Genomic DNA, 18510 nt, shown 5'->3' on the forward strand with positions numbered 1-18510 from the left:
TGATATCAATAGAGTGGAAGAGTTCAAGGAGGATATTATGTTAGATCACAGAACGGAAACCTTTATGGCTGTATGCAGTGTTATGAATTACAGGGAGGCGGCAGAGCTGTTACATATCACCCAGCCGGCAGTTACCCAGCATATTCAGTTTCTGGAGAAGGAATATGGCTGCCGTCTTTTTCTTTATGAAAACAGAAAACTGATCAAGACCCCTGCTGCACAGATGCTGGAGGATTACCTGTGTTCCGTTCAGCAGCGCGAAAATTTTCTCAGGGAAAAGATAAAAAACAATGGTCTCCGGGAACTGCGTATCGGTGCAACCAAGACCATTGGTGACTATGTGATTACAGACAGGATTCACGATTTCTTAAATCAGCCGGATACGGCACTCACTCTGATCGTGGATAACACAAAGCATCTTTTGCATTTATTGGAACAGAATACTCTGGACTATGCCATCATAGAAGGATTCTTTGACAAAAACAGATTTGGAAGCCAGTTATATCGCCGGGAACCTTTTGTGGGAATCTGTCCGAAGGATCATCCTTTTGCAGGCCGTGAAGTATCTGTAGAGGAGATTTTGAAAGAAACTCTGATCCATCGCGAAAACGGCTCCGGAACTCTGGCTATCCTGGAGGAAAAGCTTCTGGAGCATAATGAATCCCTGGAACGTTTTCACCGGCATATATGCATTTCCAGTTTTAAAATGATCATCGATCTGATCAAGTCCGGGTATGGAATCTCATTTGTATATGAAGTACTTGCCAAAAGCGACCCGGAGCTTGGAATCTTTACACTGAAGGGTGAGCCCATAGTCAGAGAATTTAATGTTATTTATCTGAAGCATGCGGATGTGAGGGAGAAGATGGAATGGTTTTTATGACCGCTTGCGTCTGTACTCGTTGGGGGCATTCAAAATTGTTTCTTAAAAGCAGTTGGAAAGTGGCTCTGGCTGGAAAAGCATGAAATGAACTATCAGTTCCAAAAATTGTTATAATAAGAGTCCGTATGCAGAACTTTTGTATATAATAGACTAAGTGAATATCTGGAAATGAGATTAAAATGCCAGACCAGAAAATCGATAACCTTTTAAATCTTGCAATGGATGCAACCCCACAGGAGCGTAGAAAGTCAGGAAATCTTAATGTAGGATATGATCCTGCAACCAGGCTATGGGATGTGATCATAAAGTACAGCGGACCGGAAAGTGGTCTGGCTGGAAATGGAATTCAGGTAGTGCCACTGTTAGGGGGCTATGCAGTGGTAACTTTGCCGGAAAGTGAGATTGATGAGTATTCCCACAGAGTGCAGGTGGAATTTATGGAGAAACCCAAACGCTTGTATTTTGAATTGTTTCAGGCGAAGGGAGTGAGCTGCATCCGCACAGTGCAGACCGGCAGGAATGGACTGACGGGAAAAGGAATCCTGACAGGAGTTGTGGATTCAGGAGTGGATTATTTTCACCCTGATTTCCGAAATGCAGACGGAAGCAGCAGAATTTTACGTTTATGGGATCAGAGCATACAAGGAAAATCACCCCAGGGATATGTGACAGGAACTGAATATACGAAAGAGCAGATCGATGAGGCGCTTGCACTTGGAGAAAACCAGGGCAGGCGCCTTGTTCCATCTTCGGATTACAGTGGACATGGAACTTCCGTGCTGGGGGTTGCAGCAGGAAATGGAAGGGCGTCAGATGGGGTGAATCAGGGAGTTGCCTATGAAAGTGATCTGCTGGTTGTGAAAATGGGAATTCCCAGAGAGAACTCCTTTCCCAGGACTACGGAGCTGATACAGGGGATTGATTATCTGGTGCGGCAGGCACTGACTATGGGACGGCCAATGGCAATTAATCTCAGTTTTGGAAATAATTATGGATCCCACAAAGGAGAGTCCCTTCTTGAAACATATATAGATATGGTTTCTTCCACAGGACGTCTGGCTATCTGTACAGGTACAGGGAACAACGGCAATCAGCCTCTGCATGAGGGCGGAACCCTGAAACAGGGACAGACCAGACAGATAGAATTATCTGTGAGCAGCAGGGAACCAACATTAAATGTGCAGTTATGGAAATCTTATGAGGATGAAATGAGTATTTATATTGAAAATCCATCCGGAAACCGGATCGGCTCCTTAGACGAAAAGCTTGGTCCTCAGAGGTACAGACTGGGAAATACAGATCTTTTAATCTATTATGGCAAACCTGGACCCTATCATCTGACACAGGAAATCTACATAGATTTCCTTCCTGGGAAAACTTATGTGGACAGTGGAGACTGGAAAATTATCCTAAGTGGAAAAAAGGTCAGAGGAGGAGAATATTACTTGTGGCTGCCAGGTGGAAATACCCTGAACAGAGGAACTGGGTTTTATGAACCAAGGGCATATGGGACTTTGACCATACCTGCCACAGCCCGGCGGGTTATTGCAGTTGGAGCATATGATTCGCTGGTTGACTCTTATGCGGATTTTTCTGGAAGGGGCAGCAGAATGCTGCCATATCTGAAACCTGATCTGGTGGCACCGGGAGTAAACATAGTTGCTCCCGTACCCGGCGGTGGTTACAGAACAGTAACAGGGACTTCCTTTGCAACACCCTTTGTCAGCGGATCCGCAGCATTGTTAATGCAATGGGGGATTGTAAATGGAAACGATCCCTACCTCTATGGGGAAAAAGTAAAAGCCTATCTCCGAAAAGGCGCCAGACCATTGCCGGGGTACGAGGAGTATCCCAATGAAGAGGTGGGGTGGGGAGCACTTTGCCTGGAGAATAGTTTTCCAAAGTGAGAATGTTGTAGATATGAGGAAAACATGCTATGGTATATACAATGTGTAAAAAGAAACAAAGAAAAAATAGAAAGTGTGGTCAAGCAGAATATATGAAGTACGAACATATCACAGAGGGCCGTTTCATAGACCGTCCCAATCGGTTTATTGCACATGTGGAGATCAATGGGCAGGTGGAAACGGTTCATGTAAAGAATACAGGCAGGTGCAGGGAGCTTCTGGTCCCGGGTACACAGGTTTTTCTGGAAAAGAGCAGCAATCCGGCGAGAAAGACAGCCTATGATCTGATCTGCGTAAATAAAAAGGGCAGGGGTCTGATCAATATGGATTCTCAAATTCCTAATAAAGCAGCGCTGGAATGGATAAAGGCAGGACATCTTTTTCCGGAGAAGGTTCAGGTAACGCCGGAGAAGACCTATGGAAATTCCAGATTTGATCTTTACGTCTGTTCAGAGAAACGTAAGGCTTTTATAGAAGTGAAAGGTGTCACTCTGGAATCTGACAATATAGCACGCTTTCCTGATGCACCGACAGAAAGAGGTGTGAAGCATCTGAAGGAGCTGATCCATTGTATGCAGGAAGGATACGAAGCCTATCTGCTTCTGGTGATCCAGATGAAGGGAGTTGACAGGTTTGAACCCAACTGGGAAACTCATCGGGAATTTGGAGAAACCCTGCAGGAGGCAAAAAAGGCAGGAGTGCATATTCTGGCCTATGACTGCCTGGTAGAACCTGACAGAATGGAAATTCAGGATCCGGTACCTGTATGCCTTGCTTCTGACTGGAAATAAAAAAGTATTCCCGCAATCAGCAGGTCCTATTCAAAATTCCATTGCCGCAGGCAATCTGGAATGAATTTTGGCTACGTTACTGTGAACAGTAACGTGTGTTTTATACTTCAGAGCAGTAAATAATTGTAGATATGAAAGTATATGAAATGTATAATATGTATCAGAAGTTTTGTTGACAGATTTATAGGCAGATCAGCCAAAAACCTGAGATGCTTATGAAAAAAGTTCCTGTAAAAGTTTTTTACGTGGAACTTTTTTTGCACCGTTTTGATGTTTACCCGAATTGGATAAGCCCTCTGTTTTAACCGAATCAAGTAAGTCCCCTGCTTCAATTGTGAAAAGCAATAAGCAGTGGGTGGGGACTTGCTTGTATCAGGAGGAGTGCAAGCTCCTTCTGATAAACTGCGGAGCAGTTATTCGGTGTAGAGCTACGTAGCGAAGCGGATTGCGAATATCCGCTTGACTTGGGAAAACAAGGTCACTGACACGCAGGTTATGAAACAGTAATAAATGGAAAGAAACTGGATATGAGAAAACATCGGACAGTGAACTGCCGGAGATTGTTATCGGAATAGATTATTTTGAACCTTACAGCTATCAGACGAGTGATGGCGAGTATAAAGGTATTGATGTGGAACTTGCAGAGGAAGCCTTTCAGAGGCTGGGCTATCAGCCTGAATTTGAGAAGGTTGTCTGGGAAGATAAAGAGAAACTTTTGTCAGATGGAACAATAGACTGTCTGTGGAGCTGCTATTCCATGAATGAAAGAGAAAACAAATATCAGTGGGCAGGACCGTATATGTACAGTCGTCAGATGGTGGTTGTAAGAGCCGAGAGTGAAATCCGGACACTTCAGGATCTGAAAGGGAAGAGGATTGCAGTTCAGGCGACTACAAAAGCAGAAGATCTCTCTCTTCATAATATAGAATCAAATCTTCCGCAGGCAGAACAGGTGAACTGTTTTTCTTCGTCGAATGAGCTTTATGCTGCACTTAGAAAAAATTATGCAGATGCGATTGCGGGACATGAGGCAATGCTTGGCAGTCTGATACAGGATGGCAAGGGCGCTTACCGTATGCTGGAGGAAAGTCCTTATAAATCAGAACTTGGAATTGCTTTCAAAAAAGGAACTAACGAAGAACTGGCAGAAAAGCTTATAGAAACGTTTACAGAGATGCAAAGTGAAGGGATTACAGAAAAAATAGTTACAAAATACGGATTGGATGCGGACGAAACTCTGCCGGGAGGAGAAAGTAAATGAGCAGACAGATAAGAAGGCAGATACCGCAGAAACAGAAGAAAAAGAGGGTCGACAGAAATGCGTGTTTGCTTGTGTTTATTCTGATTTTTTCCGGAATACTGACTTTTCTTTTGCTGACAGCGAGAGATAATAACAAGCTGAATAGTACTCTGGATGAGACCTTTGACTTTGTAAAAAATCGAATTGAAAGTTATGAGATTTATAACACCAATGATCAGGTGAAAAGCCTGGTACGTCTTTTGGACAAAACAACAGAATTAAGCAGAGTCATAGAACAGGAGGGAAATCTCAGTACAGAAATGCTGGACGAATATGCCAGGGAACAGCGTCTGACAGGAATTCTTGTACTGGATCAGAATCTGGAAGTGACAGAACAGAATGCAAAAGATGGAGATACTATGCCGCTGTGGCAAGACAGGATGCAGCAGGTATCCTGATCACATATGCGCAGAAGGAGGAAGTAAATGAGCTTAACGGAGATCTGACGATGGCATCGTTATTTTCTGACTTTCCTTTTGAGATGAATGGAAGTGTTGTGATCTGTGATGATGATAAGGTTGTCAGTACAAACAGACAGGAGCTGACTGCCCACTCTATAAAAGAAGCAAAAAGTCAGTATAAAAATAAATTTGAGGCAGATGAGAATGGAATTGTCCATCTTCGTTCAGAGACAGGAAACTGGTTCGGATGTCGGGAGAAGATCAAAGACTACGATGCATATATCTTTTTCCCGGAAAGTCAGGTGTACATCACACGAAATATTATATGTGTGATTTATGTGCTGCTTGCACTGCTTCTTTTCTTACTTTATCGGGTGAACAGGAGCAGAACAGAAAAGAGAAGTATCCTTCAGGACCAGAAAAGACTTCGGGTGATCAATGCACTGGGGCATGCATATGCCTCTATTTCTCTTGTGAATCTAAAAACAGAGGAAATCGAAATCCTGAAATCTTCAGGAAATATGAAGCCAGATCAGAAAGGGGATATGCTTTTCAAAGCGCATCAGGAAGAACTTATAAGGCAGGTGATTGCAGAGCCATTTCAGAAGGCATACTGGGAATTTGTCGATATAAGTACAGTGGCAAAACGTCTGGAAGAACGTGAAACGCTGAGTTTTACAGCTCGGACAGTGGATGAAAGATGGATGACAATGATCATTGTGCCACAGGGATATGATAAAGATGGGAAATTGTGTACAGTTCTGGTTGCAATCCGTGATGTGACAGAAGAAAAAGAACGTGAGATTGCGCAGGATAGGAATCTGAGAAATGCACTTGCGGCTGCGGAACATGCGAACAGGGCGAAGACTGTGTTTCTGAATAATATGTCTCATGATATCCGCACGCCGATGAATGCGGTCATTGGATTTACTGCGCTTGCATACCAATCATTGCGATGACTGTCAATGCTTTTGAGGAAGACCGTAAAAAGGCAATCAAAGCGGGTATGAACGCTCATATTGCCAAACCAATCAGTGTAGATATAATTCTGGAAAATCTGGAGAGAATGCGCCAAAACAGAAAGTATTTTAATGAACCTGCTGAGAAGAGTTAAAAACTTTTCAGCAGGTTTTAATTTATCCAAAAAATTACATGCATACTGTCAGAAGTGCTAGTGTAAATATCTGAGCGTTCACGTATAATGTAGATAAACAAAAAATCTTCTCACAAAATTAAGTAAAAAAGAGTCCGAGAAGTACATTAAAAAAGAAAGGAGATGTTTGTATGAGTAAAAAAATGAGGTTGTGGATGGCAGGAACAGTAGGAGCCTTAATGGCAGGCTTTATGAGCGTAAGTGTTTATGCCCTTGAAGAAAAGGATGTTATTGGAACCTGGTATGTAAATGAGCTTTCTATGGGCGAAGGTGCATCCTTCCATCCGGGGGCAATGGGAATGGAAGTGACCGTGGACATTAAAGAAGACGGTAAAATGGAAACAACAAGTTCTGTTTATGGGGAAGAGCCTGAAGTAGATGAAGCAGAGTGGAAAATAGAAAATGATAAAATTTTGATGACTCATAATGATCAGACAGAAGAATGTGAGTACAAGGACGGTAAGATAACCTTAACAGCAGATGGAACGACAATGATCCTGAGTCAGGAAAAGGAAGAGTACGAGCCTTATGTACCGGGCAAACCGGTAGAAAATCCAACCATGAAGGATTTTGAAGGAGAATGGAGCTGTACTCTGATGGAAGCATTTGGAATGCAGATGCCGGTTAATGCTGACTTTACAGGATTTGAAATGAGTATGTCTGTGGAAGACGGAAAGGCTGAAATTATCTTAATAGAGAGCGGAGAAGAGACAAAAGTAGAACTTCAGGGCGACGTGGAAGGAAACGCACTGGTATTAAAGGCTGTAACAGAGGATGAGGCAGGAACTATGTTTTTCAGTCTTGATAATATGAAGTTCAATTTACTGGATGATGGAAAACTGTGTTTGATAGCAGAAGACGATGCAGAGGAATCTGATGACGGCGAAGAAGCAGATGATTCTGAAACAGGTGAAGTTGATTTTTCCGTAAAGACATATTTTGAAAAAATAATTGTTACAGAATAAGGTAAAATACTGCCGCACCATTCCGGTGAGGCAGTATGGGTTTTCAGATAAAAAAGGAGGATAGGGTATGGGATTATTTGATAAGAAAATCTGTGACATCTGCGGAGAGAAAATTGGGTTATTGGGAAATCGAAAACTGGATGACGGAAATCTGTGTAAGGATTGTGCGAAAAAATTATCACCATGGTTTGAGGAGCGGCGGCATAGTACGGTAGAGGATATCAAACGCCAGCTGGAATATCGTGAAAAAAACAAAAAAGTGGTAATGGACTTTTGTATAACCCGTCAGATCAATACCAGAAATTACAATGTTTTTATTGATGATAATAAAGGAAATTTTACTGTTGCACGGAAACTGGATGTCAATGAAAACCCGGACATAGTTCCTTTATCAGCCATTGTACAGTGCAGAGTTGATGTAGATCAACAGCAGCATGAGGAAACATATACAAAGGATGGAGAAACTGTAAGTTATCAGCCACCGGTATATAAATATGAATTTGATTATACCATGCGTATTAAAGTGAGAACCCAGTGGTTTGATGATATGGATTTTCGCTTGAATACTTTTTCTATAAGCAGTGATAACAGAAGGGAATTGATGGAAGTGGAGCAGACTGCTTATCAGATTATTGCGGCACTGACACCAAATGCAGCGGGAATGCAGCCCGGAATGCCAGGAATGAACATGAATGGAGGGATGCAGCCCGGAATGCCGGGAATGAACATGAACGGAGGAATGCAGCCTGGGATGCCCGGAATGAACATGAACGGAGGAATGCAGCCCGGAATGTCCGGAATGAACATGAACGGAGGAATGCAGCAGACGGGAATGTCAGAAACGAACATGATCGGAGGAATGCAACAGAATAACAGTTCATGGAAATGCCAGTGCGGTGCAGAGAATACCGGAAAGTTTTGTGAATACTGTGGTCAGCCAAGACCGTTTTAAGCAATGGGAAACAGAGTGGACAGGATTGTTCACTCTGTTTGTGATAAAAACTCTGAAAATAGATGATTCTTCTGAAAACTATATGATAAAATAGTGCTTTATAGTATAATTATTACAAAAATAGGTTGGGTGTGTTTGAAAAATCATTCCCGCAAATTGTGACGCACATCTTGCGTAAAGCATTTTTCAAACCCGCTCCGATGAAAGAGGAATTTTCATGACATACAGTAAAAAGAGGGCTCTGTCATATGCAGTGATTTTGATAAGTGTGTTGCTGGCTTATTTCTGCAGGCAGGCGAGACCGGAATATGTTTTTATGAGAAATCTGGCAGATCAGTGCCGTAACTGTATTTATCTGGGAATGTACTGTGCCTGGGTGATTTATCTGGAAAAGCATGTAGTACATAGAAAAACGCGCAGATGCCTGACTGCAATTGGCTGTCTGATGGTATTCTGGTTCTTTGTGCGGACAGTGAAATTTCATATTCTTCATGATCCTCTTGGAGAACATATCTGCTGGTATCTATATTATATTCCAATGATTCTGATTCCGGTTCTGGGTTTGGCAGCAGCAATGTTTTTAGGCGAAAAGGAGGAAGAGAAAACGGTCAGAAAGGTTATAATTCTGTTGACTGTGGCAGCGATATTGATTGTAAGTGTTTTTACAAATGATTTGCATCAGCTGGTATTTCGTTTTTTCAAACAGCCCCCATTTTCGGATGAAGATTACAGCTATGGCATTGTTTTTATGGTGATTCAGGGATGGATCTTGATCTGTCTGACAGGGATGGAAATTATTCTGATCAGAAAAAGCAGAATTCCGGGAAAGAAACAGTTCTGGCTGCCGGTGATTCCGGGAATATTTCTTCTGGGATGGAATATCGGAAATATACTCCGCCTGCCTTTCATCAAAATCATTGCAGGGGATATGACGGCAGTGTGCTGCCTTTTAATGGCAGCAATTTTTCAGGGTTGTATATTATGTGGATTGATACAGACCAATAATCGATATTTTGAATTATTCCAGACTTCCGGAGGACTGGATGCAGAGATTACGGATCATTCTTTTCAGCGCTATTATCATTCCGGTGACTTTCCTGAGTTGTCGCCTGAACTGCGTAAAATCATAATAGACAGATCATCCGTACAGGAACAGGGAATCCGGATCAACCATATTCCTATAAGGGGAGGACATTTGTTTTGGTCAGAGGATATTTCGGTACTGCTGGATCAGTATCAGGATATTCGGGAACAGCAGGAGGAACTGACTGCCAGAAACCGTCTGTTACAGAAAGCTTATCAGAAAGAGGCTGAGCGGAGAAAGACAGAAGAACAGAACCGTCTGTTAAATATGATACAGAATCAGACCGCCGGTCAGCTGGAATTGCTGTCACAGTTTATGGATGAGCTGGAACGGACAGAATCAAGGGAACAATATGATCGGATTCTCGGTAAAATTGTAGTTGTTGGCACGTATTTGAAGCGGAGAAAGAATCTGGTACTGACACAATATGCATCAGATGGAAATCTGCTTACAATGGAAGATCTCAGACAAAGCCTGGCGGAATCCTGTGACAGCTTAAAATTATGCAGGATCCGGGCTGCTTACTACGTGGAAAATGTGGATGTGCAGCTGAATGCAGATGATATACTAAAATGCTATGACACCTTTGAATGGCTTGTGGAACGATTGGTTGATATCATGCAATCTGTTTTTTACCGTGTATCACAGATGGATGATGCTCTGCGGATCTCTGTTCATATTGTATCAGAGGTGGATCTGCGTGGAGTCATGTCAGAAAGACCGGAATTAAAAGTGCAGCAGGAAGATGAAAACGAATGGTTTATCAGTTGTATCGTCTTCAGAAAGAGAGGTGGAAGATGATCGATTTTGTGGAATGCGGTATGGCAATGCAGGATTTTCTGATGATTCTTCTTGAAATCTGCCTGATTTTGGAACTAATTCTCCTGTTGGTAAGAATCACCTGTTTTTCCGGAAAAAAGAAAATCGTAACGGCAGTGGCTGTCTTTGCTGTTTCTTTTATGTTTATGGGCGTTCTGATGAATGATCACAGATATTGTCTGGGAGAAAGTTTCTATCAGCCAATGCTTCAGGGGTATCCGTTCAGCGTTTTAATGACGGTGGTTATAGGATTATTGCTTTATCTTTGCTGGGCAATCCGGAGCGAGAGACGCAGATATCATCATTCTCTGTCTTACTGGTCTGTGAATGAGGCTGTGAATGACGTTCCCTGTGGAGTCTGTTTTTCGGATCCTTTTGGAAGGATTGTTTTGTGTAATACCAAGATGCAGGAACTGAGCAGAATCATGACAGGTTCTTATCTGCAGGATTATGAAGCATTAAGGAAAGCAATGAGTGGGGAACCTGAATCGGAAGGTCTTTGCAGATTGAGCAAAGACAGCAATGTGTTTTATTTTCCTGATGGTTCTGTCTGGATGTTTCAGGACTATGGTCTGCAGGAGCCGGATTGTGCAGGATATCTGCAGACAGTGGCAGTTAATGTATCAGAAATTTATTACAATGGTGAAAAGATCAGGGCAAACAATGAAAAGCTGGAAATCCTGAATCATAAGCTGGAGGAAATGTACGAAAAAATCGGAGATAAAATCAGAGAGCAGGAGACGCTTGTCATGAAAATGCAGGTTCATGACAATTTTGGACGAAGCCTTCTGTCAATACGCAGAATACTGGAAAGAAAAGAAGATCCGGATAAAATGGATAAACAGTTGTCTGTATTGAAACATCTGGTTTATATTCTTACCGGTTCTGCTGTTGAGAGTATGGAAGAAGTATATAAGGATACGATCAGACATGCAGAAGAGCTTGGAATTTCAGTTCAGATCAGTGGAAACTTTCCGCTGCATCCATCTTACAGGCTGCTGACAGACAGAGCAATCCGTGAATGTGTGACAAACTGTGCCAGACATGCCCATGGCAGTACTGTTTGGGTGAAGATAGACAAAGGTGCAGATGAATACAGCATCCGGATCACCAATGATGGAGAGGCACCTGACAGAAATGCGGAAGAGGGCGGTGGTTTATCTGCGCTGAGAAAGGCCGCTGAATCAGGAAAATGCAGGATGCAGGTTTCTTTTTCCCCTGAGTTTTGTCTGATATTGAAAATGCCTCTGGCAGAAAGGATGGGATTCGATGGTACGGATACTGATAGTAGAAGATCAGAAGATCATGCAGAAGTATTTTGAATATATTATTATGCAGGAGCCGGAATTCCGACATGTCCAGACAGTGTCAGATGCACGTGAAGCTGTAAAAATCTGTGGTTATTCGGCAATTGATTTTGTGATCATGGATGTGCAGACGTTTCATAATCATGATGGGCTCAGTGCCGGAAAAGAGATCAGGGAGAAGTATCCCTATACAAAGGTATTGATCGTTACTTCCCTGATTGATCCCAAGGTGCTGGAGAGGGCAAAAAGTGGATGCGCAGACAGTCTCTGGTATAAGGATCACGGGGAAGAGGAAATACGGAGTGTGATCCACAGAACCTTAAATGGTGAGCATGTATTTCCGGATGTGACACCGAAGGTGGAGCTTAACTGGATCACAAGCGGCGATATCAGTCCCAGGCAGATTGAGATGCTCCGCCTGTATATCCGTGGAATGTCATATTCAGAGATTGCCAGGGAAATGAAATGCTCTACCTCCGGGGTGAGATGGAATTTTCAGGAAATGATCACCAGGGCAGGATACAGCTGTAAAGAAGACCTGATAGCGGCAGCATTGGAAAGTAAACTGATCGTAACTACATTAAAATAGAAATCTGATAAACTGCGAAGTTATTCTGTTATGAGCAGAAAGCGAAGCGGAGTGCAAATGTCTGTTTGACAAGAAGGGAGATGAGAGTATGAAAAAATATTCGGTTGTTGTATGTATTTGTGCGGTACTGTTTTCTGTTGGTATCCATGGCGGAGGTATGAGAGAAGTATTTGCCAGAGCACCTGGGGCAGATGAGAATCTGGCAATTCTGCAGGACATTATCAGGGAAAATGAATGTCAGGCCGGAATGGCATTTCTGGGATATACCTATGAAGGTGCAGAGGCAGCAGAGATACTTGAATATACCAGACAGGGAGAAGTGGCAGCTGCGTATCCTTTTTTACAGGATGGAACAGTGGTTGATGCAGGGGGATATGAAATTTATGCCATTGTCCCGGGGGATGACTGCAGGGTCAGCGTTTATCCGGCTCAGCCTACGGAAGAAGGGGAATATCTGGATGATCTGAATGCCCCATACTATAGGGGGCAGGAGAATGAAATCATTATCCTGCGCTGCAATGTGAGTGAGATTCATTCCAATGTGATGGTTTCTGTACAGAAGCAGAATATGAGTGTGCAATACCATCCGATGGTGTCGTTAAAGGATGGTCATCTTGCAGCAGAAAACCACTGCTATGATTTCTCCATATATTATAATTGGGATGAGTATGATCCGGAATATAATCCGGTGTATGAGTCAGAGTACGATCCAGAGTGTAATCCGGAGCATGATTCAGCATTGAATATAAAGATTGCCAGAGAACAGCTTTCTAAGACAGATGAAGTCAGCTATTACCTTGGTCTTGGGATGTCTCTGTGGTATACAGGTACCGAGGAGTACATTGAAGGAAGAAATTGTCCGGTATTTGTTCTGGGAACGGATCATGAGGATCATTTTACAAAAGAACATTATTATGCAGTAGGAGATAATGTGGTTTATTATTATGATCCGTCTGGTGACGCATGGCTTCTGCTGGGTGCAGGCTGACAGAAGCTTCACCAATATATCATAGAATTTTGCTTAATCAGAGAAAGAGGAAACAGACATGAATGATTTTTTGACAGAAAAAAATAAAAAAGCAGGGGTGTTGGGAAAACTGAAGTGGGTTCTTTGTGGCTTCTGCATACTTTTATCCCTGGGAGCCATTGGTGCATCGGAGAAGTATATTGGTGAAGGACGCTGGGGAATGGCAGCAACAGAGATTCTGCTTTGTCTGTTATTTTTATATCCAACTTTCAGGGAAGTCCAGAAAGCATTACGGAAGAAAAAAGCCAGGGAAATTGCCTGCTGGTTTGAATCTTATGCCCAGAATACGGTCTCATTTGAGAAACTTGAGCAGGAGCTGGGAAAAGGTGCAGTAAAAAAACTGGAAAAATTTATTGTCAGGGGATATATCCGGAATATCCAGATAGACAGAGAAGGAAATTATATTATGATTACTGCACCAAACAGACGTGTAAATGAAAAGATTTATATTACAGTTACCTGTACCAGCTGCGGTGCAAAGAATCAGGTAATAAAAGGACGTCTGAGCAATTGTGAATACTGCGGACAGCGTCTTAACTCATGATACAAGTACTGAGAGAGGATTATCAGAAGTGTTCATAAAAAGGAGAATAAAAGAAACAGATGTGTTCAATCAAAAATAGCGGCAGTGTTGCCGCTATTTTTATGAGCTGTAATCTAGGAATACTTCAGTATTTTACCATTTTTTATATTAAAAACTATTTTATGAGTTTTTTCTGACGAATCATTATTATTCATTTCGTATAGAATGGTCATCTGATTACCGGAAATGTTTATTTTATATGGCCAGTAATTATTGGCTTTGGATGTGTTTGTTTTCCAGAGAATCTTTCCTTTTGTTGATACTTTGTAAACATAGTTATCGTAGTATCCGGTTACATATAGATTGTCATTTTTGTCAAATTTGCAAAGGTGTCCTGCAGGACTGATTTTTTTTGCAGTCCATAACTGTTTTCCGTCTTTTTTTCGAAGTACGACGATTTTTGAACTTTCAAAAACATAAACCTTATCCTTGCGGACAATACATTTTGTCCTTGGAAGCTCTGTAGCAGTATATTTCTTTGTAACGTATTTCCAGACTACTGTTTTCTTTGCATCCAGTCCTCTTACAGTCATGGATTCTTTGGAATTGGAATAGGAAGTTTTGGATTTAACGGTTGTAGCTGCAGGTTTGGCAGCCTGAGTCGGGATTGATATGATCAGTATTGAGAATACAAACAACAGTGACGTCAACAGGATTTGTTGGATTTTCTTCTTCATGTAAACACGCTCCTTTCTGATAAATGTTTCTGATAAATGAGTGGTTGGGGGATAAATATTTTCTTTAATTATATCATATCTTTTTGAAGCCTGCATTAGTATTTACTTGTATGGAGAGTAATTATTCCATCACCGAAGGCGATTTCTAAAGATTTGAGTTTGAGAGCGTAACTGTGTGAAGACGTTAAATCGTCATGGTTGCTATAGAATATGGTATATTGTATCCAATTTGCTAATTTCATATCTTTTACAGTACAAATATCTGCACTTCATAGAATTTTAGGATGAAACCATAGAAGAAATTTATAAAATTTGCCAATAAAACTGGATAAAATGAGCATTTTGTGATACATTTATTAAGGAATATATATTGAACTTATTTATCTGGTTTTATTGGCCCTTTTTAGAGTGCAGAGAGATGGAGGGAACGTATAAGAGCAGATACCATAAGGATATAATTTTTACTATTTTATCATAAGGAAGGTGAGCAATTGGAAAACTATACTAAGTACAAACTGAAAAGCAATGATGAACTTGCATCAGTGCTTGACGGTAAGGACAACCTGTTTGTGATTGCCTGCAACAAATGTTTCAAAGAATTTGAAACTGTTGACGAACCGGATTGTGACGAATTTCTGAAATTCGCTGCAGATCAGGGAAAGAATGTTACAGGCAGTGCGAAATTTGATTTCTTATGCAACAAGATGCACACAGAAAGAAAATTACAGGATCTGATTCCGGAAGGTACAGAGAATGTAGTAGTAATTTCCTGTGGCCTTGGTATTCAGACCGTTGCGGATCTGGCAGGTAAGCCGGTAGTTGCTGCAAGCAACACCCTTAACTACAGAGGTCATCATGGCATGGCACTTACCAAGAAGAGCTGTGACGCATGTGCGCAGTGTTATCTGAACATTACCGGAGGTGTCTGTCCGATCGTTGACTGCTCAAAGAGTCTTGTCAATGGACAGTGCGGTGGAGCAAAGAATGGAAAATGCGAAGTAGATCCCAATAAAGACTGTGCATGGGAGAAGATTTACCAGAGACTTGCAAAACAGGGACGTCTGGAAGAATTCTTAAACCAGCCTGTACAGGTTCGTGATTTCTCCAAGGTTAATTTCAAAGTGATCAACGACTATGTGAAGTCCATCAGAGAAGACAGACTGGACGGATATTATGGCGGTGTTCATCCGTCAGAGCGCAAGGAATTCAGTGAGCACATCGCTCTGAAGAAATTCCCGGATCCGAAGACAGTTGTAATCTCCATGTCACAGCATCTGGGCGCACCGGCCAATCCGATTGTTCAGGTTGGTGACACTGTAAAAGTTGGTCAGAAGATCGGTGAAGCTGCCGGATTTATCAGTGCTCCGGTACATTCCAGCGTAAGCGGAACTGTAGTTGCTGTTGAACCGCGTATGCATGGTACACGTGGAAGCGAAGTGATGGCTGTTGTCATTGAATCGGATGGAAAAAATACTCTGCACGAATCCGTACAGCCACATGGTGATCTTGACAACCTTACTCCGGATGAGATCATTGATATCATCCGTGAAGCCGGAATCGTTGGTATGGGTGGTGCAGGTTTCCCGACCTGTGTCAAACTTAAACCTGCAAAACCGGTAGATACTATCCTTCTCAACGGATGTGAATGTGAGCCTCTGTTAACAGCTGACCACAGAGTACTCCTTGAGTATGCAGATGACATTATTTTTGGTCTGAAAGCAGTCCTTAAGACAACAGGTGCCGAGAAGGGTATCATCGTTATCGAGGATAATAAGCCGGATGCCATTGAATTAATGCAGAAAAAAGTTGCTGATATCGGAAATATGGAAGTATTTGTTGCAAGAACTAAATATCCCCAGGGCGCTGAGAAAACTCTCATTAAGCGCGTTATGGGAAGAATTGTTCCAAGCGGTGGTCTTCCGGCAGATGTCGGCGTTGTAGTAGATAATATCAGTACAGTAAAAGCAATCTCCGATGCAATCCAGACAGGAATGCCTCTGGTTGAGCGTGTTGCTACAGTAACAGGCGAGAAGATCAAGAATCCTGGAAACTTCGTTATCAAGATCGGTACAAGCGTAAGAGAGCTGATCGATTACTGCGGTGGATTTACAGATGACGATGTTCTGGTTAAGATGGGTGGACCAATGATGGGATTCCCTCTGAACACATTGGATGTACCGATGATGAAAGGCTCCAATGGTATTATTGCCATTGAACCGGATGAGACAAAAGAACAGCCATGTATCAAGTGCGGACGCTGCGTAGATGTATGTCCGATGGAACTTTCACCTCTGTATTTTGTGAAATATGCGAAAGATGAGAACTGGCAGGGCATGAAAGACATGAACGTTATGGATTGTGTTGAGTGCAGATGCTGTCAGTATATCTGTTCTTCCAAGATTCCGATCATTAACAGTATCAAAGCCGGAAAAAATGCAGTAAGGGGGATGAAGTAATATGTTGATTACCCAGTTAAAAGCAAAAGAAGCGATTACATCACTGACGGCCGGAAAGAAAGTTTTCATTATCAACTGTCATGGATGTAAGGAAGTTCGTTTTCCGGAAAAAGAAGCTGCCCGACTTCAGAAGGAACTTGCTGCTGAAGGAAATGTGACAGGGATCATGACAACTGATTACATCTGTAATCCGGAAAATATGGAATTACGTCTTAAGAAACATATGAGCAAGATCCAGGAAGCAGATCTGGTTCTGGTATTCTCCTGCGGTGTTGGTGTACAGACCGTTTCAGAATATCTGGAAGATAAGATGGTCTGTGCAGCCTGCGATACATATCCGGTACCTGGTTTCCAGGGCGTGACACCGTTAGAGTACAAATGTGACCAATGCGGTGAATGCTACCTGAACCTGACAGGCGGGATCTGCCCGATCACAGCATGTTCAAAGAGCCTTGTGAACGGCCAGTGCGGTGGTTCCAAGAACGGTAAATGTGAAGTGGACAGCGAGATGGAATGTGGATGGGAACGCATCTACAGACGTCTGAAAGAGATTGGACGCCTTGACGCGCTGAAATGTCCCACACAGATTCATAACTTTGCAACAGACGATGAATTAAAATAGATTATAATGATTGGAGCAATGTACAATGAAAATGAAAGAATTATTCGACCGTGGTGAATTTGTAGTTTCTGCAGAAGTAGGACCGCCAAAAGGAATCCACGTAGATGAGCTGGTAGAAGAAGCAAAAACATACCTTAAGGATGTTCATGCAGTTAACGTAACTGATAACCAGTCTTCTGTTATGCGTCTTGGATCTCTTGCAATGTGTAAGGTTCTCAAGGATGCAGGCATGAATCCGATCTTCCAGCTTGCATGCCGTGACAGAAACCGTATTGCCCTGGAGTCTGATCTTCTCAGCGCTGCAATGCTGGGCATTGACAATATCCTCTGCCTTACAGGCGACCATACAAAGATGGGTGACCACCCACAGGCAAAACCTGTATTCGATCTTGACTCCGTATCCCTTCTTCACACAGTGAAGCTTCTGGAATCCGGTGTAGATCTTGGCGGAAACGAACTGGTTGGCGAGCCTCCGAAATTCTCCAAGGGTGCTGTTGTATCTCCATGCAGCGATTCCGTTGATGCGCAGCTTGCAAAAATGGAAAGAAAAGTAGCTGCAGGTGCAGAATACTTCCAGACACAGGCAGTATTTGAGCCGGAGAAATTCATCAAATTCATGGAAAAAGCAAAACAGTTCGGAAAACCTGTACAGGTTGGTATCATCATTCCGAAGTCCGCCGGAATGGCTAAATTCATGAACAATAATGTTGCCGGTATTCATGTTCCGGACGAAATGCTTGAGGAACTGAAAGCAGATAAAGAAAAGACAAAAGCAGGTATCACAGGTGTTGAGATTGCTGCACGTATTATCAAAGAGTGCAAGCCATACTGTCAGGGTGTACATATCATGGCACTTGGTTGGGAATCCAAGATCCCGGATCTGCTGAAACTGGCTGAGATCTAAAACGTAAATCTCTGAAATGAGAATCTGAAAATTATTATCAGGAGCTGTCTGAATTTCGGATGCAAAGCCTGCATCCGGGGCGGACAGCTC

17 protein-coding genes are annotated in these 18510 nt (G+C 42.4%); 16 read left to right on the top strand and 1 reads right to left on the bottom strand.

Features of this window, described 5'->3' with window-relative positions; translation table 11 throughout:
- Positions 1-37: 37 nt before the first annotated feature.
- From ACTNC6_RS00480 to ACTNC6_RS00540, 13 genes are all read left to right on the top strand, one after another.
- Positions 38-883: a LysR substrate-binding domain-containing protein gene (locus ACTNC6_RS00480; protein WP_441033697.1), complete on the top strand. Its 846-nt coding sequence runs from the start codon at positions 38-40 to the stop codon at positions 881-883.
- 179 nt (positions 884-1062) lie between these two features.
- Positions 1063-2790: a S8 family peptidase gene (locus ACTNC6_RS00485; RefSeq protein WP_441042938.1), complete on the top strand. Its 1728-nt coding sequence runs from the start codon at positions 1063-1065 to the stop codon at positions 2788-2790.
- A gap of 92 nt (positions 2791-2882) precedes the next feature.
- Positions 2883-3581 (top strand): DNA/RNA nuclease SfsA, encoded by a 699-nt coding sequence (gene sfsA, locus ACTNC6_RS00490; RefSeq protein WP_055058168.1) that lies wholly within the window; start codon positions 2883-2885, stop codon positions 3579-3581.
- Positions 3582-4152: 571 nt separating this feature from the next.
- Positions 4153-4842 carry a substrate-binding periplasmic protein gene (locus ACTNC6_RS00495; RefSeq protein ID WP_441043083.1) on the top strand — a complete coding sequence of 230 codons (690 nt, stop codon included), beginning with the start codon at positions 4153-4155 and terminating at the stop codon, positions 4840-4842.
- Complete coding sequence (locus tag ACTNC6_RS00500) at positions 4839-5279, top strand: hypothetical protein (RefSeq protein WP_441042939.1); 441 nt, start codon at positions 4839-4841, stop codon at positions 5277-5279. The genes ACTNC6_RS00495 and ACTNC6_RS00500 overlap by 4 nt, the downstream gene beginning before the upstream one ends.
- Entirely contained in the window at positions 5249-6241 is a 993-nt protein-coding gene (locus ACTNC6_RS00505) for a hypothetical protein (RefSeq protein WP_441042940.1), read from the top strand. The genes ACTNC6_RS00500 and ACTNC6_RS00505 overlap by 31 nt, the downstream gene beginning before the upstream one ends.
- Before the next feature lie 325 nt (positions 6242-6566).
- Entirely contained in the window at positions 6567-7400 is an 834-nt protein-coding gene (locus ACTNC6_RS00510; RefSeq protein WP_441033703.1) for a hypothetical protein, read from the top strand.
- A 67-nt stretch (positions 7401-7467) separates the two neighbouring features.
- Positions 7468-8352 carry a DUF4428 domain-containing protein gene (locus ACTNC6_RS00515; protein ID WP_441042941.1) on the top strand — a complete coding sequence of 295 codons (885 nt, stop codon included), beginning with the start codon at positions 7468-7470 and terminating at the stop codon, positions 8350-8352.
- Between the two features lie 217 nt (positions 8353-8569).
- Positions 8570-10237: a histidine kinase N-terminal 7TM domain-containing protein gene (locus ACTNC6_RS00520; RefSeq protein WP_441042942.1), complete on the top strand. Its 1668-nt coding sequence runs from the start codon at positions 8570-8572 to the stop codon at positions 10235-10237.
- A complete protein-coding gene (locus ACTNC6_RS00525) occupies positions 10192-11577 on the top strand; it encodes an ATP-binding protein (protein WP_441042943.1) in 1386 nt (461 codons plus the stop codon). The genes ACTNC6_RS00520 and ACTNC6_RS00525 overlap by 46 nt, the downstream gene beginning before the upstream one ends.
- On the top strand, positions 11525-12151 hold the full coding sequence (locus tag ACTNC6_RS00530; RefSeq protein ID WP_441033712.1) for a response regulator: 627 nt from the start codon (positions 11525-11527) through the stop codon (positions 12149-12151). The genes ACTNC6_RS00525 and ACTNC6_RS00530 overlap by 53 nt, the downstream gene beginning before the upstream one ends.
- Positions 12152-12239: 88 nt before the next feature.
- On the top strand, positions 12240-13139 hold the full coding sequence (locus ACTNC6_RS00535; protein ID WP_441033715.1) for a hypothetical protein: 900 nt from the start codon (positions 12240-12242) through the stop codon (positions 13137-13139).
- 58 nt (positions 13140-13197) lie between these two features.
- Positions 13198-13722 (top strand): hypothetical protein, encoded by a 525-nt coding sequence (locus ACTNC6_RS00540; protein WP_441042944.1) that lies wholly within the window; start codon positions 13198-13200, stop codon positions 13720-13722.
- A 113-nt stretch (positions 13723-13835) separates the two neighbouring features.
- Here ACTNC6_RS00540 and ACTNC6_RS00545 read toward each other — a convergent pair whose 3' ends face one another.
- Entirely contained in the window at positions 13836-14438 is a 603-nt protein-coding gene (locus tag ACTNC6_RS00545; RefSeq protein WP_441033718.1) for an outer membrane protein assembly factor BamB family protein, read from the bottom strand.
- A 491-nt stretch (positions 14439-14929) separates the two neighbouring features.
- On the opposite strand from ACTNC6_RS00545, the gene rsxC reads away from it, so the two are divergent.
- From rsxC to ACTNC6_RS00560, 3 genes are read left to right on the top strand one after another with little or no spacing between them, the layout of a single operon-like run.
- Positions 14930-16894, top strand: a complete 1965-nt coding sequence (gene rsxC / locus ACTNC6_RS00550; protein WP_441033721.1) for an electron transport complex subunit RsxC — start codon at positions 14930-14932, stop codon at positions 16892-16894.
- Position 16895: 1 nt separating this feature from the next.
- Complete coding sequence (locus ACTNC6_RS00555; protein ID WP_008706433.1) at positions 16896-17516, top strand: methylenetetrahydrofolate reductase C-terminal domain-containing protein; 621 nt, start codon at positions 16896-16898, stop codon at positions 17514-17516.
- 25 nt (positions 17517-17541) lie between these two features.
- Positions 17542-18420 (top strand): methylenetetrahydrofolate reductase, encoded by an 879-nt coding sequence (locus ACTNC6_RS00560; RefSeq protein WP_008706435.1) that lies wholly within the window; start codon positions 17542-17544, stop codon positions 18418-18420.
- Positions 18421-18510: the final 90 nt, after the last annotated feature.

It is taken from the genome of Blautia sp. HCP3S3_C4, from assembly GCF_052064095.1.
Taxonomy (GTDB): domain Bacteria; phylum Bacillota; class Clostridia; order Lachnospirales; family Lachnospiraceae; genus Blautia_A.